23 protein-coding genes are annotated in these 26,606 nt (G+C 40.1%); 13 read left to right on the top strand and 10 right to left on the bottom strand.

Annotation, left to right across the window (positions count from 1 at the left end; genetic code table 11):
• The first annotated feature begins 332 nt into the window (after positions 1 to 332).
• The 7 genes from F908_RS15045 (at position 333) to F908_RS15015 (ending at position 5,391) form a co-directional block, all read left to right on the top strand.
• Positions 333 to 1,217 (top strand): MlaA family lipoprotein, encoded by an 885-nt coding sequence (locus tag F908_RS15045; protein ID WP_005164451.1) that lies wholly within the window; start codon positions 333 to 335, stop codon positions 1,215 to 1,217.
• Positions 1,218 to 1,348: 131 nt separating this feature from the next.
• On the top strand, positions 1,349 to 2,317 hold the full coding sequence (gene gigA / locus F908_RS15040; RefSeq protein ID WP_034602948.1) for an RsbU family protein phosphatase GigA: 969 nt from the start codon (positions 1,349 to 1,351) through the stop codon (positions 2,315 to 2,317).
• A gap of 102 nt (positions 2,318 to 2,419) precedes the next feature.
• On the top strand, positions 2,420 to 2,941 hold the full coding sequence (gene gigB / locus F908_RS15035) for an anti-anti-sigma factor GigB (RefSeq protein WP_004664261.1): 522 nt from the start codon (positions 2,420 to 2,422) through the stop codon (positions 2,939 to 2,941).
• 28 nt (positions 2,942 to 2,969) lie between these two features.
• A complete protein-coding gene (locus tag F908_RS15030) occupies positions 2,970 to 3,794 on the top strand; it encodes a carbon-nitrogen hydrolase family protein (protein WP_005164445.1) in 825 nt (274 codons plus the stop codon).
• 202 nt (positions 3,795 to 3,996) lie between these two features.
• Entirely contained in the window at positions 3,997 to 4,350 is a 354-nt protein-coding gene (locus tag F908_RS15025; protein WP_005164441.1) for a DUF4951 domain-containing protein, read from the top strand.
• 80 nt (positions 4,351 to 4,430) lie between these two features.
• Positions 4,431 to 4,868 (top strand): MarR family winged helix-turn-helix transcriptional regulator, encoded by a 438-nt coding sequence (locus tag F908_RS15020; RefSeq protein ID WP_005164440.1) that lies wholly within the window; start codon positions 4,431 to 4,433, stop codon positions 4,866 to 4,868.
• Between the two features lie 88 nt (positions 4,869 to 4,956).
• Positions 4,957 to 5,391: an organic hydroperoxide resistance protein gene (locus F908_RS15015; protein ID WP_005164437.1), complete on the top strand. Its 435-nt coding sequence runs from the start codon at positions 4,957 to 4,959 to the stop codon at positions 5,389 to 5,391.
• A 65-nt stretch (positions 5,392 to 5,456) separates the two neighbouring features.
• Here F908_RS15015 and gspE read toward each other — a convergent pair whose 3' ends face one another.
• A complete protein-coding gene (gene gspE / locus F908_RS15010) occupies positions 5,457 to 6,947 on the bottom strand; it encodes a type II secretion system ATPase GspE (protein WP_005164434.1) in 1,491 nt (496 codons plus the stop codon).
• Positions 6,948 to 7,040: 93 nt separating this feature from the next.
• Here gspE and F908_RS15005 point away from each other — a divergent pair, with 93 nt between their 5' ends.
• Together F908_RS15005 and F908_RS15000 are read left to right on the top strand one after the other, a co-directional pair.
• Positions 7,041 to 7,862 carry a hypothetical protein gene (locus tag F908_RS15005; protein ID WP_005164430.1) on the top strand — a complete coding sequence of 274 codons (822 nt, stop codon included), beginning with the start codon at positions 7,041 to 7,043 and terminating at the stop codon, positions 7,860 to 7,862.
• Positions 7,863 to 7,871: 9 nt separating this feature from the next.
• On the top strand, positions 7,872 to 8,789 hold the full coding sequence (locus tag F908_RS15000; protein ID WP_005164426.1) for a mechanosensitive ion channel family protein: 918 nt from the start codon (positions 7,872 to 7,874) through the stop codon (positions 8,787 to 8,789).
• Here F908_RS15000 and F908_RS14995 read toward each other — a convergent pair whose 3' ends face one another.
• Positions 8,790 to 11,645: a DUF2339 domain-containing protein gene (locus F908_RS14995; RefSeq protein WP_005164425.1), complete on the bottom strand. Its 2,856-nt coding sequence runs from the start codon at positions 11,643 to 11,645 to the stop codon at positions 8,790 to 8,792.
• Between the two features lie 189 nt (positions 11,646 to 11,834).
• Here F908_RS14995 and polA point away from each other — a divergent pair, with 189 nt between their 5' ends.
• Positions 11,835 to 14,600, top strand: a complete 2,766-nt coding sequence (gene polA, locus F908_RS14990) for a DNA polymerase I (RefSeq protein WP_005164422.1) — start codon at positions 11,835 to 11,837, stop codon at positions 14,598 to 14,600.
• A gap of 60 nt (positions 14,601 to 14,660) precedes the next feature.
• Here the strand turns inward: polA and F908_RS14985 are convergent, their stop codons facing one another.
• The 5 genes from F908_RS14985 to ppx are packed head-to-tail and all read right to left on the bottom strand — an operon-like array spanning position 14,661 to position 19,796.
• On the bottom strand, positions 14,661 to 15,230 hold the full coding sequence (locus tag F908_RS14985; protein ID WP_005164419.1) for a YggT family protein: 570 nt from the start codon (positions 15,228 to 15,230) through the stop codon (positions 14,661 to 14,663).
• 16 nt (positions 15,231 to 15,246) lie between these two features.
• Positions 15,247 to 16,086 (bottom strand): pyrroline-5-carboxylate reductase, encoded by an 840-nt coding sequence (gene proC, locus F908_RS14980; protein WP_005164417.1) that lies wholly within the window; start codon positions 16,084 to 16,086, stop codon positions 15,247 to 15,249.
• Between the two features lie 3 nt (positions 16,087 to 16,089).
• Entirely contained in the window at positions 16,090 to 17,481 is a 1,392-nt protein-coding gene (tilS, locus tag F908_RS14975) for a tRNA lysidine(34) synthetase TilS (protein WP_081399883.1), read from the bottom strand.
• Entirely contained in the window at positions 17,418 to 18,242 is an 825-nt protein-coding gene (locus F908_RS14970; RefSeq protein ID WP_005164406.1) for an acetyl-CoA carboxylase carboxyltransferase subunit alpha, read from the bottom strand. The genes tilS and F908_RS14970 overlap by 64 nt, the downstream gene beginning before the upstream one ends.
• Before the next feature lie 33 nt (positions 18,243 to 18,275).
• Positions 18,276 to 19,796, bottom strand: a complete 1,521-nt coding sequence (gene ppx, locus F908_RS14965; RefSeq protein ID WP_005164404.1) for an exopolyphosphatase — start codon at positions 19,794 to 19,796, stop codon at positions 18,276 to 18,278.
• 273 nt (positions 19,797 to 20,069) lie between these two features.
• Between ppx and trxA the strand changes: the two genes are divergently transcribed.
• From trxA to F908_RS14950, 3 genes are all read left to right on the top strand, one after another.
• Positions 20,070 to 20,396, top strand: a complete 327-nt coding sequence (gene trxA, locus F908_RS14960) for a thioredoxin (protein WP_004675702.1) — start codon at positions 20,070 to 20,072, stop codon at positions 20,394 to 20,396.
• A gap of 327 nt (positions 20,397 to 20,723) precedes the next feature.
• Complete coding sequence (gene rho, locus F908_RS14955; RefSeq protein ID WP_004906752.1) at positions 20,724 to 21,992, top strand: transcription termination factor Rho; 1,269 nt, start codon at positions 20,724 to 20,726, stop codon at positions 21,990 to 21,992.
• A gap of 391 nt (positions 21,993 to 22,383) precedes the next feature.
• Positions 22,384 to 22,635, top strand: coding sequence for a hypothetical protein (locus F908_RS14950; protein ID WP_005164397.1), 252 nt, complete (start codon positions 22,384 to 22,386; stop codon positions 22,633 to 22,635).
• Positions 22,636 to 22,735: 100 nt separating this feature from the next.
• On the opposite strand, the gene F908_RS14945 is transcribed toward F908_RS14950, so the two are convergent.
• The 3 genes from F908_RS14945 to pheS are packed head-to-tail and all read right to left on the bottom strand — an operon-like array spanning position 22,736 to position 26,424.
• Positions 22,736 to 23,032, bottom strand: a complete 297-nt coding sequence (locus F908_RS14945) for an integration host factor subunit alpha (RefSeq protein WP_004664224.1) — start codon at positions 23,030 to 23,032, stop codon at positions 22,736 to 22,738.
• Entirely contained in the window at positions 23,029 to 25,410 is a 2,382-nt protein-coding gene (gene pheT, locus F908_RS14940; RefSeq protein ID WP_005164394.1) for a phenylalanine--tRNA ligase subunit beta, read from the bottom strand. Before pheT ends, F908_RS14945 begins: the two co-directional genes overlap by 4 nt.
• A gap of 33 nt (positions 25,411 to 25,443) precedes the next feature.
• Positions 25,444 to 26,424 (bottom strand): phenylalanine--tRNA ligase subunit alpha, encoded by a 981-nt coding sequence (gene pheS, locus F908_RS14935; RefSeq protein WP_005164386.1) that lies wholly within the window; start codon positions 26,422 to 26,424, stop codon positions 25,444 to 25,446.
• Between the last annotated feature and the right edge of the window lie 182 nt (positions 26,425 to 26,606).

Here is a 26,606-nt window from a genome sequence, read left to right as displayed (position 1 = left end):
CAGGTAATTTCGATATTTTTAAAACTCACTAATCAACCCAAGAACCTAACCTATCTAGCCAAATCCTTGTTTATCAACAAGTTTTTATCTGCATCGCCGCCGATGGATGTGCATTCTACATCATTCCTTACCCAATACAACCCCCTTTCCTAATCTTTTTATTTAAGTGGACGTTTTTAAACCAAAATCACAATTTTTCTTATATTTTTCGACCGAATTTGTTTTAATAAGAAGAGAACAACTAAACTGTATACCTTATATCTATGTTTTGCGTCATGCAGCGCAATCATTCTAATGACTGTATTTCGCTCTAATGGCGACGAAGGACTTATATGCATTACTCAAATTACATCTTGCTTGGGCTGTTAACTGCTGGAGCATACTCACCTGTATTAGCACAAGAAGTTCAAAACGAGCCATCTATTCAAACAAGCTCTGTGGCAAATACCAACAATCAACAATCAACATCGACGATTCAAGCCATAAAAGATTTAAAACATATCACTAGAAATGATTTAAAGGTCAATGCAAACGCTGCCCAACCTGATGCTGTAAAAGATCCTTTACAACCATTGAATAGACAGATCTTTGCTTTAAATGATGCTTTGGATCGTAATTTATTAAAACCTGTTGCAATACAGTATGTAGCAAAAGTTCCAGAAGAAGTCCGTACTCCTTATCGCCAATTTAGGAAAAATCTAGGTGAACCTTGGAATGCAGTCAACCAATTAATCCAAGGACGACCAACTCGCGCTGCCAAGACATTAGGTCGTTTCACGATTAATACGCTTACAACACTAGGTTTTGCTGATCCTGCCCGTCGTTTAGGCCTAACCACTGAAGAGGAAAGTTTTGGCGTCACTTTAGGTTACTACGGTGTACCATCAGGTCCTTACGTGATGCTGCCATTTTTTGGTCCAAGCACATTCCGTGACGGTTTTGGTTTAGCAACAGATAGTTTTGGTCGCCCACAAAAATATTTATTAGATGATCAAGAAGGTATTTATTGGTCTACTAATTTATTACAAGCAATTGATGCTCGCTCACAAATTTTGGATATTGAAGAAAGCTTAAAAGGCGATAAATATTCAATGATCCGTGATTTTTACTTACAACGTAAAGCCTTCCAAATCGCTGAAAAGCATGGAGATTCGGCAGATGTTTCATTTGTAAGTGACGAAGATGATAATAACGATCAATCAGGTGATGACAAATAATCTCTGAGGAATTTTAAATGATAGACTTATGTATTAATTTAAAGTTTTAGCAATACTATGTTTTTCATCATATTTCATCTATGATGAATTAAAAAATGATCATACAAATACAAAAGGTCGGCTGTTTATCTATGTATTTTATTCAACCCACACGCTCAATATCTTATTTAGAACAAGCACTAAATGAGTTACCGAGTTTACAAATCATTCATATCGATGATTTAGATTTGTATGATCAAACAATCATTGCTATTGCCGATGTACAAGATTTTTTAAAATACCAATGGAAATTACCTACAATTGTTCTTGCTTTTGAACATGAAGGAACTGCATTAGCTCAAGCATGGGAAATGGGTGCGTTGGCAGGATGGATTTGGAGTGAATTACCCAAAAATCCTGTTCACTCATTGTTTAAAATCGATGCTCAATATAAACGTAATCAAGATAGTAGAGATTTACCTTCCGCCGCAGAACTACAAAAAAGATTATTACCAAACCCGATCGAATTACCAAACTATCAATTTGAATCATTTTTTCAGCCTTCAGCTTACCTGTCAGGAGATTGGTATGATTACTGGAGATTAAATGATGATGAAGTCTTGTTTTATTTAGCAGATGTTTCAGGCCATGGGGTAACAAGTAGTTTACTCACATCTTGGATGGCGGCATTTCATGGCCGATCAAAAACACCTAGTCAATTGATTCAAAAACTAAATGCAATGTTAGTACAAGAAAATATTGAAAAGCATATTACTATGGTGGCGGGAATATTAAACTTAGCAACTCATGAAGTATGTTGGTCTAGCGCTGGTCACTACCCTCCTCCAATTATCTTTGAACCCAACCAACCACCACAAATCCTTACAACAAGTAGCTTTCCATTAGGTCTTACTGAAGAACTAGAAGTTGAAGAACATTGTTGTACGCTGAGCCGTAATGCTCGTTTTATATTATGTTCTGATGGCGCACTTGAACCATTTGATGGCGGTTTGAATGATCAATTTAATCAATTGGTCGAACATCTTCAGCATGACGCTTTCAAAGCACCAGATCATGTTGCTGACGATATTGCAATATTAAGCATATGTCGAATGAATTAAGTCTAAAATCAATATTTTAATTAGATCACAGCATCCAACCACTTGTGTCTAGAATATCACTATGGGATAATTTTATATCCTTTCTCTGAAAATGGCATTTATATGTCAACAGGTCATGTTGAATATGCAAGTTTGAACGGAACGCATATTTTCAAGCTTATTGGCGAAGTGCGCGCTCACTCTTGTATAAGTTTAGACAAGTTACTCAACAAAATTGAACAGCAACAGAATGTTGTCGGTGCAATTGTTGATTTAACTGAAACTACATTTATTGACAGCACAGTCTTGGGTGTACTTGCAAAACTAGGTCTTAAGCTTAAACAAGTTCATCATATTCAAGCTGTTATGCTCTCGACAAATCCAGATATTACAACTTTAGCCAACAGTATGGGGCTAGGTCAGGTATTTGTGATTTTAAATTATTGCGGCGATCCAAACGTATGCACTTTAGAATTAACTGAAGAGCACGTTACACATAGTGCAATGCTCAACACTGTGTTAGATGCGCATAAAACACTAATGCGTTTAAATGAAAACAACCAAAATATGTTTGAGCCACTTGTAAAGCAATTGCAAAAAGAACAAGAGTGTTTATCTCTTGATTCACAAAAACAAAATGCATAATTGCTGAAAACTAAATTGTGATGCTTGTATGACCTTACTTTCTGTTGCACAAATGAACTCTCAAAATGACATTGAAGCAAATTTCATCGTCATTGAGTCATTGATCCAACAAAGTAAGGCTCAGGCTGCTGAGCTTATTGTTTTCCCAGAAAATTTTGTTTGTTTTGCCGCAGGTAAGCAACGTGAGACCGCAGCACAGTTTGAGGCGATTCAGCAACGACTGGAACAGCTTGCCCACCGATACCAGATATGGATTGTTGCGGGTACACTTCCCTGCCCATTTCGTCCTGATGGTTCAATCATTCAGGATGGTCGAGTTAGAACCGTCAGTTTATGCATTAGCCCTGAAAGAACTGAAGCGCGTTATGACAAAATCCATTTATTTGACGTTCAGGTCAGTGATGCTGTCGGTGGTTATCAGGAATCAAGATTCTTTGAACCTGGTGATGAAGTTGTAGTTGCCAAAACACCTTTTGGCAATATCGGACTGATGGTATGTTACGACTTACGCTTTCCAGAACTTGCTTTGATTCTACGCCAACAAGGTGCAAACATTCTAACCGCGCCTGCTGCATTTACTTACACTACAGGGCAACTTCATTGGCAATTACTATTACAAGCACGTGCAATGGATAGCCAATGTTATGTGCTTGGTGCAGCTCAGCAAGGCTGGCATGGTGAACAGCGTCAAACTTGGGGTCATGCAGGGATTACAAATAGCCGAGGGCAACTATTAGAAATGATTACAGTTGAAGGACATGGTTTAATTACATCTTCATTTGACCTAGCTGAACAAAATGATATTCGACTAGCAATGCCATTAATGCAGCATCGCAAACTTATCAATTATTAAAAACAATCGTTTTATCTAAGCATACTTTTGTTCAATTTATCCTCATATGGCATCACTTTGACTGTTATAGTCAATTTTCATAAATGTATGTTTTGTAGGATCATGATTTAATAGGCTTTATTTATCATGGTAGAACAAGATCAAATGGTCGTATTCTATACGTGATGTAATACCCTCAATTCATTCGTATTAAGTTTGATTTATGTTTAAAGTAATTTTCATTTTTTTATTTTTTATAGGGGCAATTGCACAACTTCATGCAGCAATCGTTGAAACCAATGCCAGTCCACAAAGTGTCTTATCTACACCGCAAAATTTATCATTAAATTCTTTTGGGCAATGGGTGATTGGTTGGGGAACGGGTTCTGAAGGTGCGAGACAAAGATTAGATAATATCCAGCGAGAAGACGTGCTTATTATCAAACAAAAAGGTGCAACTTTAGACATGATTGTTGCTTGGCAACAATATTATGAACAAGAAGCACTTAATAACCCTAATAATCCAACAGCACGTTATAGGGCGCGTTTGATGAAAAAAATCACTGAGCTTTGGTAATGATTGATATGAAATCTGCGTAACTAATCATAAGCAGATCACGATATAATCATCACATGAATATACTGTTTGAGAAGCGCATGGGTGATGAACATAAGCAATTACTATTAGATAATCAGCTTTGTTTTCTGATTTACTCAACCAACCTTGCCTTAAATCAAGTCTACCGTCAATTGCTCTCTCCTCTCGGATTAACTTACCCTCAATATCTGGTAATGTTAGTGCTTTGGGAAAGGGATCAACTCAGTGTGTCTGAGATCGGAGAAAGATTATTCTTAGAATCTTCCACACTCACTCCATTATTAAAAAAGCTTGAAGCCTCACAACTAATTTCACGCAAACGCTCAGTCGAAGATGAAAGACAGGTTATTATTTCCCTTACGCCACAAGGTCATACTTTAAAATTACAAGCAGTCGATATTCCATCCAAAATTTCAGAAGCAGCGACCTGTTCAACCACATCACTTACAGAGCTTAAAGATCAGCTTGCGACATTACGTCACCATCTCACGCAATAGAACCTAAGTTTACAAATCGATAACTTGCATTCCTAGATATATCGTGTACGATTTAATTGTACACAATATTTATTCAGGAATAAAAATCATGTCTTTAGAACAAGTCGTTTATCGTGCAAAAGCAAAAGCTACAGGTGGTCGTGATGGTCGCGCAACTTCATCAGACGGTGTCTTAGATGTTCAGTTAGGTGTGCCAAAAGAAATGGGCGGTGCTGGTGGTGAGGTGACCAACCCTGAACAGCTTTTTGCGGCTGGTTATTCAGCATGTTTCTTAGGTGCAATGAAATTTGTTGCAAATCGAGATAAATTCAAAATTACGAAAGATGCTTATGTTGAAGGTGAAGTGGGAATTGGTCCAATTCCAAATGGCTTTGGTATCGAAGTCACTTTAAATGTCTATCTGATTGGTATGGAACAAGCTGAAGCTGAACAATTGGTTGCCGCTGCACACATTGTTTGTCCATATTCAAATGCAACTCGTGGCAATATTGATGTGAATTTTAATATCGTAACCACTGAATAATGATTTCAGATTTTACAAAGAAAAACAGCATGGTGATCCATGCTGTTTTTTTACTTATATCATCTTTACACTTCCGCAGCTTCATTCGTCACACGCAATACTTCTTCTAATGTGGTTTTTCCAGCTAACACTTTCAATAAACCATCATCACGAATCGAAGCAGCATGGCGACGCGCATGATTTTCTAATTCAAACTCAGCTGCATTACCATGAATCAAACGGCGCATCGAATCATCTACTGGCACAATTTCATAAATTGCAGTTCGTCCGCTAAAGCCAACATGTGAACATTTTTCACAACCATGCGGTTCAGGTAACTGCATATATTCATCAACTTTGAGATGTTGGAACACTTGTCGCTCAAAATCATCTGCTTTTCGCCAAGTCACACAATGTGGACACAAGGTTCGAACAAGACGTTGTGCAATGACACCTATCAAAGAACTTGCCAACAAGAATGGTTCAATGCCCATATCTTTTAAACGTGTTACCGCACCAATTGCTGTATTGGTATGCAGCGTAGATAACACCAAGTGCCCTGTTAAAGATGCTTGTACCGCAATTTCAGCAGTTTCAAGATCACGAATCTCACCAACCATTACCACATCTGGATCTTGGCGTAGCATCGCTTTTAATGCACGTGCAAAGGTCATATCAACTTTAGTATTGACCTGCGTTTGACCGATCCCTTCCAATTGATATTCAATCGGATCTTCGGCAGTCAAAATATTACGTGTATTATCATTAAGATCAGACAATGCAGCATATAAGGTTGTCGTTTTACCCGAACCTGTTGGGCCTGTCACCAAGATAATGCCATGCGGACGATGTACCAATTGCGTTAAACGTTCATAGTCATTTTTCATTAAACCAAGATGAGTCATATTTAAACGCCCAGCTTGCTTGTCTAGTAAACGCATGACCACTCGTTCACCATGCGAAGAAGGTAAAGTCGATACACGCACATCCACTTCACGACCTGCCAAGCGCAGTGAAATACGACCATCCTGAGGAATACGCTTTTCTGCAATATCCAGTTTCGCCATGACTTTAATACGTGACACCAACAACGGCGCAAGTTCACGGCGCGGCTGTACAATTTCACGCAGTTGACCATCGACACGTAAACGTACCGAAAGTTTTTTCTCAAAGGCTTCAATATGAATATCAGATGCGCTGACACGAATCGCTTCAGACAATAAGGCATTAATTAAGCGAACAATTGGTGCATCATCCTCTTGATCCATCAAGTCTTCAGCTTCAGGCACTTGGTCTGCCAAACTTAATAAATCTGGATGATCTTCTAGACCCGCAGCCACTTGTTGTGACTCACCTGTATCCCCTGCATAGCTAGAACTGAGTAAGGCATGGAACTCTTGATCAGTACACAATTGATCGTGAGCCGATTTCCCCAAAATTCGACGTGCTTCCTGCAAAGCAATACGCGCGGTGTCCTTCCGTCGCACAATAAAAATTTGATCACCTTCATAACGTAATAAAACGCCATGTCTTTTGGCAAAACTATAAGGAATTTGTATTTGTTTAAGTATTTGCATTATACAAATAATGATAAAAAAGATGCTTGAGTGTACTCTAAGCAGGTTACAGCGTGAAGTCTGTTTAGCATACTCACACAGGAATTTTGCATCTTGTCTCAAAATAATCAATATCAAGCTCCACATGCCAACGAATTGAAATGGTGGGGCGAACAACAATTTGAAATTCAACAAGCCAAAGCTTGGCAATTTGGTTCATTATTATTTCGTCTAACACGTGGCATTAAAGAATGGCGATTGGAATATCATCGTCCTCAATCTCAACATGATTACGAACAGCAATGGCAAGCTCTAAATGACACGATTTTTGCAATGCCACAACCTGCAAAAATCGAACGCTACATGTTTCATAACACACAGAGTACATTCCATTTAATGCCGCGTTTAGCAGATCGCTCTGTAGTGATTAAACCCGTTGATCCGATTTATATTCCTGCGGGACAACGTGGAACTTTATATATTAGTACCCCACTATGGATTGCAGGTTTAGTGGATGGACTCACTGAAGCTCTATTTGATATTCCTGTGATCCAACCGAAAGACACATGGTTCGGTAAAGATCCTCAAAATGGTGAAATTTGCTATGCCACTTCTGTAGACGGTCGTACTGATTTAAATCTGTTAAAACCGCGCGCTTTTCGCGCAGTCACTCCTATTGAATTTCACAATACTAGCCAACATCAATTACGTTTTGATCGTATGAATGTTCCTGTTCCTGCTCTTCCCCTTTTCTATAGTGAAAGTACAGGTCGTTTATGGACTTCACAAATCAAAGTCTATTATGAAGGTATGGATCATCCAGCACGTATTCGGATTGAGAATAGAACCCCAACTCAAGCGGGTGAAGTGATTTATGTACATCCTCCTCGTGCGCCTGGAAGTACATTATTCAATATGTTTGATTCATTCTTTTAAGAGGTTGCTATGCCTGATTCGAATATTCCAAAGGATGTTGCTAGCAGTCTCGCCAGTATTTTCACCAATATTAACTTCGAACGTTTAAGCGAAATCGTTGTTGCGATTATTTTAGCGTTTATTGGTTTTGTAATCGCAAGACTGGTATCGAATGCCTTCATTCGTACAATTGGAAATCGTTTTAATGCCCATCAACGCTTGCTATGGCGTAGAGGGATTTTTTATTTTATTTTCCTGTTATTTATTATGACCAGCTTAAGAGAGGCTGGATTTAAACTCAGCGTGTTCTTGGGTGCAGCAGGAATTCTGACCGTTGCTTTGGGTTTTGCATCACAGACATCGGCAACCAACTTGATCAGTGGTTTATTTTTGATCGGCGAAGGTTCATTTGAAGTTGGTGATACGATTCAGATTACCTTAATTCGCGGACAAACGATTGAAGGACAAGTCATTTCAATTGACCTCCTCTCAGTTAAATTGCTGACACTAGATAATGTGTATATTCGCCTACCAAACGAACAATTGATTCGAACACCCGTCATGAATTTGTCAAAATACCCAATACGGCGTATTCCAATTACATTGGCGATCAATTTCCATGAAGACATTATCAAAGTACGACAAGTACTTTTAGATGTTGCTGCTAAATATCCTTTGGTCATGGATGATCCGAAAGCAACCGTTACTGTAACAGCATTTAGGGAGTCATCGATTGAACTTCTCTTTGCGGTATGGTGTAGACAGGAAAATGCATTGAAAGTTCGCGATGAAATGCAAGAACGTGTACGCAATGGTTTCTTAGAAAATCAAATTGAGATTCCTGTACCTAAAATGGGCTTGATTGACCGACCTATCCCACTTGATGATGATGAGCTTGATCAATATGCCCATCAGAAAGAACTTAAAAAAGGGCAGAAAGAGAGTTGATTAACCCTCTTTCTGATTTTCCTCAAGCGCAGGTGGTAGCGGTGCAAGATATGCAATCACCAGCATGACCGCACCCGAACCAATAAATGAGATCACGCGTGTCAATGTACCGCTTTGCGATAAGTCCAGCAGTAATAATTTAGCCACCACAATACCCAACAACGCAGCACCCACAAACCAGATTTGGCGAATATGACAGCGACTGGAAAAAGTCATCAGGATAAATGCCAGAATCACCCATAATAAAGTCAGACTGAGTTGCACATCACCATGTGACCAAATGTCCAACCCCCACAATGGTGTACCCAGATAATGATGCATCGCACGTACCACCACACTACTCAACACCAATAAACCAATTAAAATGGCGGTAACTTTAAAGCCCCCTTCTACGGATTGCTCAACGCTAAAATCGTGATGATAAATAATCCAGATCATCCCCATAAACATCAGCAAGGATAGAATATCCGTGAAGTTCAGCAACGGTAAAAAATAATATTGCTCAGCAGAATAGGCATCCAGACTGACCAGCACTAGCCACAACAGGGTCAGGCACCAGACGGGAAGCTGATGCAGTAACTGTGTCCTATTCGTTTGAAATAACCAAATACCGTAGATGATAGGAGCGATGGCAAGTGCAAGGATTGGCATCATTGGGAAAATCGACAAACCAATGCTTGCCAAACTTAACCACAATAAGCTTGACCCTATAATAAGACTTTCCTTTGAAGTATTACTCTTCAAAGTGATTAACATTAGAGCCAATACAACCGAAGCAACCGCAAAGCTGACTTGATTTAACTTACTCGACCAATGCAACAGAACATAAACATTCTTTGCAAAACTTTCACCATAAAGCAGAAATAATAAACTCCCCAATAAGATCAGCTGTACATTGTCCCACTGTAATCTTGATGTAAAGCGAACGACTAGACTGAACGAAGCCAATAATAAAACTGCTATTGCTAAATATGGGCTCAGTCCATGTTGTTGCCACTGCATCAATTCAACGCCTGCAATCGCTCCTGCATACATGCCCAATGCTAAAAAAATTCCACTGAGCATTCGAGCACTAAAGTATTTTTCAACTTGTTGATAATTTAATAAATAGTAAGCTGAAATAAACTGAGCGATTGCATAGATGACTGTACTGAGTATCGGAAAGTGGTCATTTGACCAAACTTGGAAAATGAGTGCTACTGAACTTAACAGCACCAATACAACACCCACATAACGACTTAAACGATAACGTTCAGTTACTCCCCAGACAATTAATGCTGTTCCTTGAATCACCCAACCCGTTGAAGTCCAATGTGCCCCTTTAGCCAATGGAAAAATTAATGCCGTAAAAACCACTGCAAGAATAAAGAAACTTTTTGCCAAGATAGATAATTGTGGATGCTGCCGTTTAATCCATAGATTTAATGCGATATACACAATGGCTAATGCAACAGCTCCCCAAGTTAATGCTTGAGTCGAGTTATGCATTAAATATGCATGCAGGGAAAAACCAAGTACAGGAACACTAAAAATAAGCCCAACATCTAAGATAGGCTGTAGACGTTGACGACTTTGAGGAATTGTCTGATTGATGCTTGTATCTTGAGTTTGTGTCCGTAACATTAGTTGGCTATAGCGAATGCTTAACCAAATAAATAAAGCAATATGCAGCCATAAGATCATATCCAAGGTGTCAAACTGATATGTTTTTGCATATATCCCAATCGTTGCGCCACCGATAAACATGGTGGCAAAAAATGCGATTTGATGCAAAATTTTCCATGGCTGAATAAAATTAACCGCAGCAACAGCTAAATTAATTACAAAGTAATAGCCAAATAAGAAAATCACGTCAGGATGATTTTGTGGAATCACCAGTGGTGCAAGATATGCCATGCTCAAAGCCAACATCGCTAAATACAAAGCTTGCTGTTTTAAACTGAGATAGACCGTCGCTAATAATAGAATTACAAATAAAATACTCGCTGTGCTTAAGCTAGCAATCACGGCGAAATGATGCGAGAAAATCAAGGTCAAAAAAACGACTGCTAAACCCACGCCTTGTAAAGCTACAGCAAATAATTGGTTTTTCTTTTGTAGTAAATAACCTGCAATAGTCGTGATAACACCAGCAATAGCAATAAAACTCAGTTTTACCCCCAAGCTTAATTGCCAATGCTCGCTAGCAAAGCGTAACAGTAACACCACACCGACCATCAACACGGCAACGGCAACACGCAGGATTAGATTACCATGTATCATCCAGTCGAATGCAGGTTGCCACCAAGCCTGTTCTTTCGCTGTGAGGGGATTGTTGGGGGATATGGAATCCTGAATATCCATATTTGGAGTTGCTGCGACATTGGCCTGCATCCACGCTGGATGCTGTGGTTCAAGGGCTGGAGAATTTGGTGGGGCAACCTGACCAATCTCAATATCTTGAATATTGCTTAAAACTTCTGTTTTCGGCTCGGCATTTATATATTGTTCCAGATGAAGCAACCGTGTTTGAAAGGCACTGATGGTTTGAATCAGGCACAGCATAAGCACCAGCAATGCACCACCTGCCAGCCACATCCACGTATTGGCGTAAGCAAAAAGTGCCACGAGTGCAGCAGCATAAATAATAATTTTTTGCCCATTTATATTCGCTGATTGTGCAAAAAAACTTGGCGCGGCCTGCTCTAGCTGGCGTAAGCGCTGATGAATTTCTGAAATAACGTGCACAATAACAACAGTTAATCCAATTGTTGCAGCAACAATCGCTCCATGCCATTGAAATGCAATTGCGCAAGCAAGCAGCACAGTCAAAGCAACTAAAACGATAATAATTCCCTGTTTATTTTTTTTATACATAGACTTAGATCAATTATGACAGCTTCATTTAAGTTATCTTACTTGATCACTTGATAAGCAGCCATTTTTACATACAAAATACTGCAATTATTTAATGCGACACAGTTTGCCACTGCTCTACAAGACAACAAGGACAGCCACTACTTTTTCACGTAAAATGGCATTTAGTTCATAATAAGGATTTGCATAATGCCACCTTTTGTCTTGGTTGACGGGTCTTATTTTTTATTTCGTGCTTTTCACGCTTTACCGCCATTAACAACCTCTACAGGTTTACACACCAACGCAATCCGTGGCGCAATTTCAGCAATTCAAAAGTTAATGCGTCGTACTCAGCCGACTCATATGGCTGTGATTTTTGATACACCAGAACCAACTTTTCGCCATAAATTATCACCTATTTATAAAGGTGACCGTCCAAGCATGCCAGAGGAACTGTCACAGCAGATTCCGTATTTGCATGCCTTAATCAAGGCACAGGGTATTCCACTGTACAGCCTGCCAGGTGCGGAAGCCGATGATATTATTGGCACACTCACTAAACGTGCATTGGCTGAAGGTCACCATGTCTTGATCTCAACAGGTGACAAAGACATGGCACAATTGGTTAATGAACACGTTAAACTCGAAGATAGTTTTAAAGAACGTGTGTTAGATGAAGCTGGGGTACTAGAAAAATTTGGGGTACATCCACATCAAATTATTGATTATCTCACCCTGATGGGAGATGCTTCTGACGGTATTATGGGAGTGCCAGGTGTCGGCGCAAAAACTGCCGCAAAACTACTGACTGAATATGGTTCATTAAATAATATTATTGCCAATGTTGATCAACTGAAAGGCAAAATCAGCCAAAATATTAAAGACAATTTAGAGAATATTAAGATTGACCATCAACTGGCCAGTATTGTCTGTGATCTAGATTTAGCTTTAGATTGGCATGATTTAAAACTAAGCAATCCAAATGTAGATCAATTACGTGACCTCTATACAGAACTAGAATTCCGTAACCAATTACAATCTTTAGACCATCCCAACAATCCAAATAATTCGGCTTACCAACAAACATCTCAAAGTATTGTCAAAGCCGAACAGAAAGTTGAGCAAGTGGTCACTGAGGATCATGCCAACCTTTCTAGTCAAGATGATCAACTCGGAACTGCAACCTATCACACGGTATTAACCCAAGATGCTTGGGATGCTTTATTTCAACGTATGCAGCATGCTGATCATTTTGCAATTGATACTGAAACTACAAATCTAGATTATCGTGTTGCTGAGTTAGTCGGCTTCTCAATCGCATTCGATGCTCATGATGCTTACTATATACCTGTTGCACATGACTATGAAGGTGCACCTGTTCAACTCAACCGTGAAACATTATTAGCTCAAATCAAGCCAATTTTAGAAAATGAGCAAATCAAAAAAATTGGTCATCACTTAAAATATGATGCGCATATTTTTGCTAATCACGGTATCACGATTCAAGGCTGGTATTTCGATACTATGCTTGCCTCGTATGTACTCAATGCAGCGGCAACCCGTCATGGGATGGATGATGTAGCTCGTGTTTATCTCAGCCATTTGACCACCACTTTTGAACAAATCGCAGGTAAAGGCGTAAAGCAAAAAACCTTTAATCAGATTGAATTAGAAATAGCGGCACATTATGCTGCTGAAGATGCACATGTCACTTATCGTCTTTATGAAGTATTAAAAGCAAAACTTGAAAGCCATCCTGAACTTGTTCATATTCTACATAATATTGAAATGCCTGTAGCACGCGTGCTTACAGGTATGGAAGAAGATGGAATTAAACTGGATCATCAATTTTTGGATCAACTCAGTGTCGAGTTCTCTGAAACGATTCAAACTTTAGAAAACCAAGCAACTGAGTTAGCAGGTGAAGCCTTTAATATCGCATCACCTAAACAAGTGGGTGAAGTCCTATTTGATAAGCTTGGACTCAAAGGTGGTAAGAAAACTGCCACGGGTCAATATAGTACCAGTGAAAGTATTTTAGAGAAAATCGAACATCCTCTAGCTGAAGTTATTTTAGAACATCGTGGATTAGCAAAACTCAAAAACACCTATACTGATCGCTTGATCGAGCAATCACATGACGCAACGCATCGTGTACATACCAGTTATCACCAAGCACTCACGGCAACTGGGCGTTTATCTTCCACTGATCCAAATTTGCAAAATATTCCAATTCGTACACCAATTGGTCGTCAGATTCGTAAAGCCTTTATTGCACCTGAAGGTCGTGTGTTACTCGCAGCCGATTATTCGCAAATTGAACTGCGTTTGATGGCACATTTTTCGCAAGATGATGCGTTAGTCCATGCTTTCCAACAAGGCCAAGATGTACACCGCCGTACTGCATCGGAAGTCTTGGGAATTGCGATTGAAGATGTCACTCATGATCAACGTCGACAAGCTAAAGCCGTTAACTTTGGTCTACTCTATGGAATGTCTGAGTTTGGGCTTACTCGTCAACTGGGCTTTACACGCGAAGAATCTCGTAGCTATATTGCACGCTATTTCCAACGCTATCCGGGCGTACTCGACTATATGGAACGTACCCGTCAGATTGCACGTGAACAAGGCTTTGTTGAAACCATTTTAGGTCGTCGTCTGTATACACCAGACATTATGGCAACCAATAAAATGATTAAGCAGGCAGCCGAACGCGCAGCAATCAATGCACCATTGCAAGGAAGTGCTGCTGATATCATTAAACTTGCCATGATTGCAGTTGATAAAGTCCTACCAAAAGATCAGGCTAAGCTGTTATTACAAGTTCACGATGAATTGGTCTTTGAAGCAGATGTCGCTATTGCAGATGAACTTTCAAAACAAATTGCTGAGGTGATGCAGTCTGTATTAGAAATTTCAGTGCCATTTGTGGTTGAAGTTGGACAAGGTCTTAACTGGGATGCTGCTCACTAAAATAATGTAAATAAAAAAGGGACTGTATCAACTACAGTCCCTTTTTTATTTTGAAGCAGATTAAAGACCTGTTAAAAGAACTTTAGCCGCTTCATTCATTAAGATCTCAGCAATATATAAAGCTAAGAAAGCCAAAATTGGAGATAGGTCAATCATCCCCATATTCGGTAACAGACGACGAAATGGTGCAAGTAAAGGTTCTGCAAGCTCTTGAATCACTTCAATATAAGGTGATCGTGACTGCGTAAACATTACCACCCAACTCAAAATGATGGTTGCAAAAATCAAATAACGACAGAAACGAATTAAATCTTGGATCATTGTCACAAATGTCGTGATCACAAGATACACCGCGCTATGTGGCATTTGTCCTGACAAATACATCAACCCAAAAATTTTCAGTAAGTACAATACCACCAACAAAGCAACTGCGGCTAAATTGACACGCCCCTTGCCTAGAGTGGGAAAAATACGGCTAAAAACATCCACAATCTTGGTCGCTTTCACGGTTGAAAGGACCACAGGATTGTATGGACTGACTGCCGCTAATTGCATTAAAAAACGGAAAAAGATCAATAAAATTGCAACATTGATCAAAACACCAAAAATTAGCGCAGAACTTGCACCCATAATTGTCTTATCCTACTTAAACCGATTTAGTCTTGTCACTCAACTCTTGTGCAAGCTCTTGGCTACGCTTCTGAGCTGCTGCAAGCGCTGCTTGAATATTTTGTGAAATCTGCGCACGATCAAACACTTCTAAAGCTGCTTGCGTTGTACCATTTGGAGAAGTCACATTTTTACGTAATTCTGTTGGAGAATTTGAGCTAGTAATCGCCATTTGTGCCGCACCCAATGCTGTTTGCAGGGTCAATGCCGTCGCGACTTTCTCATCTAAGCCCAAGTTTTTACCTGCACGAATCATACTTTCCATCAAGTAAAAGAAATAGGCTGGACCAGAACCAGAAACTGCTGTTACTGCATCAATTTGCGCTTCATTGTCTACCCAAATGGTTAAACCTGTCGCAGCCAAAATTTGACTGGTTAATTCACGATCTTGAGCATTTACTGCTTCAGATGCATAAATACCATGTGCACCCGTTTGTACCAATGCTGGCGTGTTCGGCATGACACGAACAATACGCTGACTACCACCAATTAAATCTGAAATCGTTTGAATTTCAGCACCCGCAATAATTGAAATCACGAGTTTATCCGACAATAAACCTTTTAATGGTTGTAATACCGTTGCCAAAACTTGGGGTTTAACCGCTAATACCACAACGTCCGCATTTTTAATTGCGTCCACATTGTCTGTTGTGGTTTGAATATTTTTTTCTTCTAAGATGTGACGAATTTGTTCAACTGGATCAGAAACGGTAATGCGGGTCGTCGGTAAACCACGAGAAAGTAGCCCACCAATCAAGGCTTGCGCCATGTTACCACCACCAATAAAACAAATATTTTGATTCAATGTTGTCGCCATGTCCTACTCATCATATGAAAAAGACTGCTGAAAAAAGTCATTGCAGTCAGAAATTAAACTTGGTTGCCAACCGCCCTGCTCTAAATAATCAGATTGCGCCAACCAAAAACCCTTTGGGCTAAAAACCCCAAGCATAACATTATCTACGACCAATATTTGAATTGTATGACGTAACCAAGGCAAAATCTGTGCATCTTGAATGGCTTTTTTCAATGGCCAATGTCCAACTCGACCATAGAGATGAATTTTTTCCCCTCCTAGGCGTTTCAGCAGCTTTAACTCTCGCCCTAAAAGCTGGGATGAAAATCCAATCGCTTGAGATTCGATCTTAAACGTTCCAGCCGCAACTTTGATCGTTTCACCCATCTCATATCGCTCTAATAATGCAGGCAGAATGGTAGATTGTTTTTGTGCATATAATTGATTGTGAGTTAAACGATATAATTTTTTCTGATAGCGAACAAAATAGTGTTGATTGATATGTAAAATTGCCTGAGCATCTGGTTTTGCCAGAATAACCTCTTGTTGTAAGCGTTGTATCATATCGTAGCTTGGGCGATATTGATCCTTACCTTTTACCCAAGCAGACAGCAATTGACGTTTTCGTGCATCCGATAATTCCAACAGACAAGTTAAATCCAGCTCATTCTCAGTTGCACATAATTTCCAATCACTTTGCAGCACATCATCTAAAATTTCTGCCGCATCTTGCATCAGATAACTCGTTCTTGACACAGCTGACTGCATTTTAGGGAAGCGATTTTCTAATACAGGCCATAACTCTTCTCGACACCATGCCCGATCATAGTGCGTATCGTGATTGGTGAGATCAGTCACATAATCAAAACCCAGTTGCTGTGACCATTGCTCAATTTGCTCACGACTCAGATCTAAAAATGGTCGCCAAATGGTCATATCTTGCCGAACATCAATTTGCTGCATCGCGGCCAAACCATTGACACCTGCACCAGAAAATAATCGTAATAACAGCGTTTCCGCTTGATCTTGCTGATGATGGCCAAGTACTAAAATGTCATTCTCAGTTAAATGTCTACAATAAGCTTGATAGCGCGCATCTCGTGCTTGTTGCTCTAGATTACCTGACCCGACTGAGACTTTTTGCAAAGCACAAGGAATCTTTAGCCCATCAGCGTGTTTTTGTACTAAATTGCCCCATTCTTCACTCATCGATTGAAGTTGATGATCAATATATATCGCGCGGGTTCGGGTGGGGAAAAGTTCAGACATCAGATACAGCAACAGCATGGAATCCATGCCGCCGCTGCACCCAATTAAGAATTGAGTTTGTTCAGAAAAATGCTGAGTTTGCGCTAAGACGCGATGCCTAAATTGCTGCTGCCAAACTTCATTAAACGTTGATAACGTGCATCGCATCGCTCTTGTGCATCCATCGGTTGCAATTCATTTAAGGCTTGTTTTAACACATCTTTCAAATCATGCATGACTTTTTCAGGTTGTAAGTGAGCACCCTCACCCTCATCCACCACATACTCAACAATACCTAAAGCTTTCAGCTTGTCAGCAGTTAATGCGAGCGCTTCACTGGCTTGTGCAGCTTTGTCCGCAGTTTTCCATAAAATCGAAGCACAGCCTTCAGGTGAAATGACTGAGTAAATACTATGCGATAGCATAATCACGCGGTCAGCGACACCAATACCAAGTGCCCCGCCAGAACCGCCTTCACCAAGTACAGTCGCAATCACAGGTACTTTTAAACTAGAAAGCTGCGCTAAACTTGTTGCAATTGCTTCTGCTTGACCACGCTCTTCAGCACCAACACCAGGATAAGCTCCCATGGTATCGACAAAAGTAAATACTGGAAGATTAAAACGTTCAGCCATATCAAGTAAACGCTGTGATTTACGATAACCTTCTGGATTACACATACCGAAGTTATGTTGTAATTTTTCACGCGTACTGCGACCACGATGTTGACCAACCACCATCACTGGCTGCCCATCGAAACGAGCTAAACCGCCAATCATAGCACCATCGTCACCATATAAACGGTCACCATGAAGAGCATCAAATTCAGTAAAGATTTCACTGACATAATCTAGAAATTGCGGACGTTCAGGATGTCGTGCAATTTGAACCGTAGCCCAAGACTTGGACTGAGTCGCTTTATTTTTCATAAGTCGTAGATAATCCCTAACAAGGATATATTGTTAATCAACAAAATTGTCTGACTGAATATTTAACTCAATGTCCCAATGTTTAAATTGCACTTGCTCATCATGCAAATCAGCAACCAATAAAGGCCATTGTTTAGCATCGCCAGAAACGCTGAGTTGCCATTGTTGACCATTTACAACACTCAGTTCAATGGCAGGAAGCATCTGATCACTACGACTATGGTTCAGCAAAACAGCGAGACGAAGCAGTAAGCAGAGATACAATAAATGACTACCACCAACTTTTAGAACGTCATTTTTTGCATCTGCACGTAATTTTCGACGATGGTGCGATACAAGATGAGAGAGGTGATTTTGATCGATTTGAGAGAAACCGGGAATATCGGAGTGCTGTAATAAATATGCACCATGACGATGGTATCCACCATGACTAATCGCTAAGCCGATTTCATGCAAATAGGCTGCACGACGCAGCAAGTCACTGTCTTCAGTCGTTAAATTTAAAGCATCCGCGACGCCATCAAATAACTGTTGTGCTGTATTTACGACACGTTCAGCTTGCTTTGGGTCAGCATTATAACGTCCCATTAAGGCTTGAACACTTCGGTCACGAATATCTTCATGTTTGAAGCGACCAAGTAAGTCATACATCACACCTTCACGTAAAGCACCATCAGAATATGCCAATTTATCGAGCTCTAAAACTTCAAAGATGGCATATAAAATCGCAAGACCTGCTGGCAGAACTGCTCGTCGATCTTCACGTAGACCTTCAAAATCAATTTCAGAAATATGTTTAAATTTGAGCAAACGATCTTTTAATTTATATAAGCCTTCACGAGTTAAATTTTCTTGTTCATCGCTCAAACCAAGATTTACAGTAATTTGACGACAAGCTTTGATTGTTCCACTTGAGCCAACAACAGTATCCCAACCTTCTGCTTTATAGGTATTTGCAATCGCAGAGAGTTCTTTACGCGCTGCGACAACAGCTTTATCAAAAGCCTTGCTTGAAATCTCACCATCAGCAAAATAAGCTTTACTGTAAGCGACGCAACCCATTTGCAAAGATTCAGTGTGTAGCGGTTCAAACTCTTCGCCAATGATGAACTCTGTTGAACCACCACCAATATCAATTACTAAACGTCGACCACCATTGGCCATCGTGTGTGAAACACCTAGATAAATAAGACGAGCTTCCTCACGTCCAGCAATAATTTCAATAGGTTTTGGTAAGATTTCGGCTGCTTTTTGAATAAATTCATGACCATTTTTTGCTTGTCTTAAAGCATTCGTCGCCACAATTCTTAACCGATTTGCTTGAACAGAGCTTAACCGCCCTACAAAACGAGCCAAACACGCCAATCCACGCTGTTGCGCAGCTTCAGTTAAATTTTTATTTTCATCCAGCCCAGCTGCTAATTGTACTTTTTCTGACATTGAAGCAACTTTTTTCACTTCACCGTGATCAACACGAGCAATCGCCAAGTGGAAACTATTCGACCCCATATCAATTGCAGCAAGTAACTCTTCATCAATCAGAAAATCAGACATTATTCATATAAACCTATGCTCAATTCACGCATTAGAGTAATTCACACGCCAATAATTTTAAAGTCATTTTAAGCAATAATAGGTGCGTATTTTCGCTTTTAAGCTATAAATGATTGTAGAAGCCGATAATCAACATCGTGAGCATCCATTAGACTTTTCATTTTGAAACTTGAATAATCAGAACAAACCCTTACATTGAGTAAAGTAGCAATGTAATATTCATGCTGATGATGAACGAATTTGCACTTTATTTATTAAATTTGGAGTAACCTTATGTCTGCGACTATTGTTAATACAACTGATGAAAACTTCCAAGCAGATGTTTTAGATGCTGAAACTCCTGTACTTGTTGACTTTTGGGCTGGCTGGTGTGCACCATGTAAAGCCATTGCACCAGTGCTAGAAGACCTTTCAAATGAATATGCAGGGAAAGTCAAAATCGTTAAAGTTGACGTGACTGCATGTGAAGACACTGCTGTGAAGTACAACATTCGTAACATTCCAGCATTATTAATGTTTAAAAATGGCGAAGTTGTTGCGCAACAAGTCGGTGCAGCACCTCGTTCTAAACTTGCAGCATTTATTGATCAAAATATCTAATGAGATTTTGACCGTATAAGTAAGAGAAATACGTCTAAATTAAGCGACGTATTTCTCAGTAAAAATTGACAAATTTCTTAGTTTCGCTTATATTCTTGGATCAAGAAGCTTTGAATGGAATCTACTTCATCGCGTTTCTTACAAGACACAAACATAAGATCGCCGCTCGGCAATAATAATTGTTTTCACATTTCTCTCTGAAACAATGAACCAGACTACTGAATTGTGGTTGTGTAACTATACAATTACATCAGCATGTATGTATGCGGTCGATTTTTTTATTCTTTCCAAACACTCCTCCACTTATTCCATTCTGTCTGACCACTTATGAACTTAACTGAACTCAAGAAAAAACCCATTGGCGAACTCATTAAAATTGCGGAGTTTATGGGCCTTGAAGGCATGGCACGTAACCGTAAACAAGATATTATTTTTGCCATTTTAAAACGCCATGCCATGAATGGCGAAGAAATTTTTGGTGATGGTGTTCTCGAAATTCTTTCAGATGGTTTTGGCTTTTTACGCTCTGCTGCTGGTTCATATTTAGCAGGACCAGATGATATCTATGTCAGCCCATCACAAATTCGCCGTTTTAACTTACGCACAGGCGATACCATTACAGGTACTATTCGCCCACCAAAAGAAGGCGAACGTTACTTTGCATTACTCAAAGTTAATCAAATTAACTATGACACACCTGAGAACTCGCGTAATAAAATTTTATTTGAAAACCTGACACCATTGTTCCCAACTGAACAGTTAGTCATGGAACTGGGCAATGGAACCACTGAAGACCTCACTGCCCGTGTAGTTGATCTGGTGGCACCGATTGGTAAAGGTCAGCGTTCTATTATTGTTGCACCGCCTAAAGCGGGTAAAACAATGCTATTACAAAACATTGCTCAATCCATTGTGCGTAATAATCCTGAAGTGTTCTTAATCGTACTTTTAATTGACGAACGTCCTGAAGAAGTTACAGAAATGGAACGTACTGTTCGCGGTGAAGTTGTGGCATCAACATTTGATGAAGCACCTGCTCGACATGTTCAGGTTGCAGAAATGGTGATTGAGAAAGCAAAACGTTTAGTTGAGCATAAAAAAGACGTTGTGATTTTACTTGACTCAATTACTCGTCTTGCCCGCGCCTACAACACTGTGATTCCATCATCAGGTAAGGTATTAACCGGTGGTGTGGATGCTCATGCATTAGAACGCCCTAAACGTTTCTTCGGTGCTGCGCGTAACATCGAAGAAGGTGGTTCTCTAACCATCATTTCAACTGCTTTGATCGAAACAGGCAGTAAAATGGATGATGTAATTTACGAAGAATTTAAAGGTACAGGTAACCAAGAAATTACGCTTGATCGCCGTATCGCAGAGAAACGAGTATTCCCTGCAATGAATATCAAAAAATCTGGAACTCGTCGTGAAGAGCGCCTAATGAGCGAAGAAAATCTACGTAAAGTTTGGATTTTACGCAAATTGCTTCACCCTATGGATGAACTTGCTGCAATGGAATTCTTATTAGATCGTATGAAGGAAACCAAAACTAATGATGACTTCTTTGATCAAATGAAACGTAAAGCATCGACATAAGATAAGTGCATTAAAAAAGCTACCTTTATGGTAGCCTTTTTTATTTGGTTGACAAACTTACATAATATTTACAGATTATTTTAAAATTCCAATAAAACAATAAACCTTTGTTTTTAATAAATTTAAAATTAATTTCAATAAAAAAACAATAAAATACCGATTTTAATTTTAATTTCCATAGTTTTTTTCTATCAAAAAATAGACAAATTCTGCCCATTTTTGTCGTTTTGTTGGACAGAACAGTAGTAATTCATGATCTGCTTTGATAGGATAGCAGCAGACCAGTTAGGCTGCTCCCTGCGTTGTTACCTAAAGCGTTTAGGAATAATAAAAGCACAAACAGACTAACTCTAGGTTTTTTTTAATCTCACAATTTTATGAGAGTGATGCCATGTTATTCAAAAAATTCGCTGTTGCTGCTGCTATTGCTACTACTTTAGCTTTCGTTGGTTGCTCTAAGAAAGAAGAAGCTCCTGCTGCTGATGCTAACGCTGCTGCGTCTGAAGCTGTAGCTGCTGCTTCTGAAGCTACTACTGCTGCTGAAGCTGCTGCTTCTGACGTTGCTGCTGCTGCTTCTGACGTTGCTGCTGCTGCTTCTGACGTTGCTGCTTCTGAAGCTGCTCCAGCTTCTGCTGCTCAATAATCTAATATTTTTAGATTATCAAAAAGAGAACCATTATAGGTTCTCTTTTTTTACGCCTAGATTTTTAATCAAATAAAAATATCACTATAAAAAAAGCAGATCAATCGATCTGCTCATTTCCAACGCGCTGTCTAAATTTTTGACCCGCTCTAAACGTAACCACTCGGCGGGCAGAAATCGGGATTTCTTCACCCGTTTTTGGATTGCGTCCTGGACGCTCACGTTTATCACGTAATTCAAAATTACCGAAACCAGAAAGTTTGACTTGTTCACCCGCAATTAATGCTTGGCTGATCTCATCAAAAAACAACTCAACCATCTGTTTTGCTTCACGGCGATTTAAGCTAGTAAGCTCACTTAAATGGTCCGCCATCTCTGCTTTTGTTAATGCTGTCATGAGGCCCTCAATGTCGCTTGGTAAGTGTCTTCCAACACTTGAATAATGTTATCCATACCAGATTTAATTTCAGCATCTTCAAGCGTACGTGCTGGATGTTGCCACAACACTGCAAAAGCTAAAGAGCGCTTGCCTTGTTCAACCCCTTGACCCGTATACACATCGAACAACCATGTTGAGTCGAGTAACTCACCACCAGTCTGCTCAATTAAGCGCTGAATATCTCTAACCTCAATATTATCAGAGATTAAAAGCGCAATATCACGTCTAACCGATGGAAAACGTGATAATTCTGTAAAATTAGATACATAAGATTGCAAAACAGCCTGCTGATCCAGTTCTGCCACCCATGTTGTGCCCAAATCGAGTTCATTTTCCAGTGACGGGTGTAAACGCCCCAAGTAACCAATCGACTGTCCATCCACCACAATTTCCGCAGATTGACCTGGATGCAGCCATGCACGCTCAGTACGGACAAATTCAGCCTTTACACGCCCCGCAGCCAGAATTTCTTCCACCTCACCCTTGAAATCAAAGAAATCCATTACCTGTGGTTTTGCATGCCAAGATTCTGGTACACGTGAACCAACCGCAATCAAGGCCAGAGTCGGAATCTGTTTCAGGTCATGAATACTTTGTGCATTTTGATAATCAAAACGTAAGCCCAGTTCAAAGAAACGGATACGCTGCTGCTGACGGTTTAAATTGTACTGGACACAAGGAATCAGGCTGGATAACAAAGTACTACGCATTGCAGCCAAGTCACTTGAAATTGGGTTGGCAAGCATTAATGGCTGTACGTTTGGATTCAATTGCTTCTCAAGTTTTGCATCGGCAAAGCTAAAACTAATCGCTTCTTGGTAACCCAAGGTTGCTATCGTTTGACGTAATTGAGCGATTTCAAAACGATCTTGATATTTCTCCAATGTCACATCAATTTTTGGCAAACTGATTTGAATATTGTCATAGCCGTGAATACGTGCAACTTCTTCAATCAAGTCTTGATAAATTGCCATATCATAGCGATGTGATGGTGGAACTACGCTCCACTCACCTTCAGCTTTGCTTTCAACCACACAGCCCAACCGTGTTAACGCATCCGCAATAAAATCACCAGCAACTTGATAGCCTAACAACTGATCAACCTGTGCTTGTAGCAATACAATCGCTTCACGTTTCGGCAATAAAGCCTCTTGCTCGGCAACGGTAATTGGACCAAATTCACCACCAGCAAAGGCTTGAATCAGCTCAGAAGCACGGTGCATAGCAATCATCGGCAATTCAAAGTCAACGCCACGTTCGTAGCGCTGTGATGAGTCAGTATGCAAACCGAAACGACGAGCACGCCCTGCAATAGCTAAAGGCGCAAAGAACGCACTTTCGAGGAAGATATCTTGAGTCTCATCAGTTACCGATGAATCCAGCCCGCCCATAATGCCTGCCATTGCCAATACTTTCTGATCATCTGCAATAACCATCATGTCATCTTGCAGTTCAACTTCTTGATCATTGAGCAAAGTCAGTTTTTCTTGTGGCTGCGCTTGGCGCACTTGAATCGAACCTTCGATTTTTGCCAAGTCAAAGGCATGCATCGGTTGACCAAGCTCGAGTAATACATAGTTAGTAATATCCACCAAAATACTATGCGTACGAATGCCTGAGCGTGCCAATGCCTGTTCCATCCATTCCGGTGTCGGCGCTTTGACATTGACATTTTTGATAATACGACCCAAATAACGTGGTGTACCTTCCGTGCTAATCGTTACTGCTTTCTCATCTGTGATTGTTGCAGGTATAGACTGGATCTCAGGCTCATTCACCTTTAACTGATTGATCACTGCGATTTCACGGGCAATCCCGCGGATACTAAAGCAGTCACCACGGTTTGGTGTGATACTGATATCAATGACATTGTCATCAAGCTTTAAATATTCACGAATATTCATCCCCACTGGTGCATCAGCAGGCAACTCTAACAAACCATCAATTTTGTCTTCTAAATCAATTTCAGAAGCACCACAGAGCATACCTTGTGATTCAACACCACGGAGCTTGCCTTTTTTAATTTTGAAATCACCTGGCAATACTGCACCGATAGTTGCAACAGGAGCTTTCATGCCCACACGAACATTTGGCGCACCACAGACAATCTGTAAGGCTTCACCCGAACCAATATTAATCGTGGTCACACGTAAACGATCCGCATCTGGATGTTGTTCAACCGTAAGGACTTCACCAACAACCACACCAGTAAACGGTTTTGCAACAGGTGCTAACTCATCAACTTCCAAACCCAACATGGTCAATTGATCAGACAATGTATCGCTATCAATCGCTGGATTTACCCAGCTGCGTAACCAATTTTCACTAATTTTCATTTGTATAAACCTTCTTTAATCCTGAAAAACTGTTTAGGCAAATTGGCGTAAGAAACGCACGTCATTTTGGTAGAACATACGCAAATCATTGATGCCATAACGCAACATTGCAAAACGTTCTACCCCTAGACCAAAGGCAAAGCCTTTGTATTTATCAGGATCAATTCCTGCGGCACGCAATACATTTGGATGCACCATGCCACAGCCTAAAACTTCTAACCAGCGACCACGTTCATCCATAATATCCACTTCTGCACTTGGCTCTGTAAATGGAAAGTAAGATGGACGGAAACGTACTTTTAAATCTTTTTCAAAGAACTCATTGAGTAGGTTAATCAATAAACCTTTTAACTCAGCAAAGCTGGTATTTTCAGCAACGTACAAACCTTCGATCTGATGGAACATTGGCGAATGGGTTTGATCTGAGTCACAACGATAAACACGGCCAGGACACACGATACGAATTGGCGGCTGACTGGTTTCCATGGTTCGAATTTGCACGCCTGAAGTATGGGTACGAAGCAAATGGGTTGCATCAAAGTAGAAAGTGTCATGCATCGCACGGGCTGGGTGATGTCCCGGAATATTTAAGGCTTCAAAGTTGTGATAATCATCTTCAACTTCTGGACCATGTGCTATTTGGAAACCTGCTTTAGTAAAGAATTGGCAAATACGCTCTTGTACTTGAGTAACAGGATGAATACTTCCCATGCGCTGACCGCGGCCCGGTAAAGTAATATCAATGGTTTCACTTGCTAATTTTTTTGCAAGTTCAGCTTGTTGTAATGTCTGTTGACGCTCAGTCAAAGCCGTATTGATTGCTTCACGCACAGCATGAATCGCAGCACCTTGTACTTTTCGCTCTTCAGGATCCATTTTTCCAAGTGCTTTCGACTGCTCTGCAAGCTGGCTTTTCTTCCCTGTAAATTGCACACGAACTTGATCGAGTGCAGCAAGGTCTTGAGCCGCTGCAATGGCAGCAAGCGCTTCAGTGGTCAGGGCTTCCAGTGACATAGTAACTCTCAAAGCAACAAAATATAGAAATATAATAAAACGCTATAGTTTATCAGCTTTTTACCAGTTTGATGAAAATAAACAGCGGTTTAAATAACGTACTTTTGAAAATAAAGATGCAAAAATAAAACAACAAGATACCTAAGCAGATCAACTAAAATTTCTGAAAAATTACTCAACAA

Origin of the sequence: Acinetobacter sp. NIPH 284 (assembly GCF_000369425.1) — a bacterium.
GTDB lineage: Bacteria > Pseudomonadota > Gammaproteobacteria > Pseudomonadales > Moraxellaceae > Acinetobacter.
The sequence above is the reverse complement of the archived record's forward strand: the minus strand, read 5'-3'. Positions and strand labels throughout refer to the sequence as shown.